This is a genomic window from Microcoleus sp. D3_18a_C4 (assembly GCF_036702415.1).
Taxonomy (GTDB): domain Bacteria; phylum Cyanobacteriota; class Cyanobacteriia; order Cyanobacteriales; family Microcoleaceae; genus Microcoleus.
Genome location: NZ_JAUBTI010000239.1, coordinates 1 through 1,192 on the forward strand (window position 1 = coordinate 1; position 1,192 = coordinate 1,192).

The 1,192-nt window shown below is 33.7% G+C and carries 1 protein-coding gene; it reads left to right on the forward strand.

Going from position 1 to position 1,192, the window contains the following annotated elements; translation table 11 throughout:
• The first annotated feature begins 64 nt into the window (after window positions 1-64).
• Window positions 65-1,177 carry an IS630 family transposase gene (locus QUB16_RS33400; protein ID WP_333322694.1) on the forward strand — a complete coding sequence of 371 codons (1,113 nt, stop codon included), beginning with the start codon at window positions 65-67 and terminating at the stop codon, window positions 1,175-1,177.
• Window positions 1,178-1,192: the final 15 nt, after the last annotated feature.

Sequence of the window (1,192 nt, forward strand, 5' to 3'; positions counted from 1 at the left end):
TAAGCTGTTCAGCATCTAAAACGCATATTGTATGGTATACTATGATAATTTTCCGATAAAGTCAATGCCTACTAAAAACTTCCTCAGTTCAGAAACAAAGGAAACTCTGCAACAAGCATTAAAAGACCATGAGCATCCAGATATTCGACAAAGAGCGTTAATATTTTTATTACTAAATAATGGAAATACACAAGCTCAAACTGCTGAACTAATTGGATGTTCTCTCAGAAAAGTTGCCTATTGGAGCGTTCATGGTGATCCTGAAAATTTAGACAGTTTTAAAGATAACAGGATGAAGGGTAATTACCGAAAAGCTACAGAGAAATACATTAATTTACTTTTAGAAACAGTTGAAGTAGACCCTGAAAAATATGGTTATGAGTTCGGAAGATGGACAACCGCTAGACTTGCAATATATCTAGGAGAGCAGACGGGAATTGAGCTGAGTAGTACCCAAGTAAGAAGAATTTTAAAATCAAAAAAGTATGTTTACCTTTGGGCTAAATACAGCTTGAAGGATAAGCAAGATGCCGTAGAAAGGGGTTTATTTAAAGATAAATTAGCTGAGTATTTAAAAATAGAAAAAGAATCTCCAAACCTATTACAGGTATGGTTTTGGGACGAAAGTGGATTTAGTTTAAGAGTAATCAGAAGAAAAAACTGGTGTAAAAAGGGGACTCGAAGTAATAAAAGAGGAGACCGACGAAAAGGTCGTATTAATGTTATGGGTGGAGTGAGATACTCAGACAAAAAAAGATGGGTAGATTTTATTCCATCTGGTAATTCTGCTAATTTTTATGCTGTGCTGAAAACTTTTTATGAAGATTTAAAATCCGAGTGGATATTGCAAGGAAATTTAGCAGAAGACTTTAAAGATAAGGGCTGTAAGTTTGTGATAATTTTGGACAACGCTAGTTTTCATAAAAAAGCAGCGACTTTGCAGAAAATAGCCGAAGAGATGCCGAATCTAATCATAGAGTTTTTGCCCAAGTATAGCCCTGATTATAATTTAGTTGAATTAGTATGGCATTCTGCCAAGGAATATGTTGCTAATAGATTATTTGAATCAATTGAAAAACTAGAATCACTGTTACATAAACTGTTAAATGAAGGAGAACTAATTATGAAATGGAACCGAAAAATAAACAATAAAGGTAACTTAGTTAATGCAGTTTAGATGTCGAACAGCTTA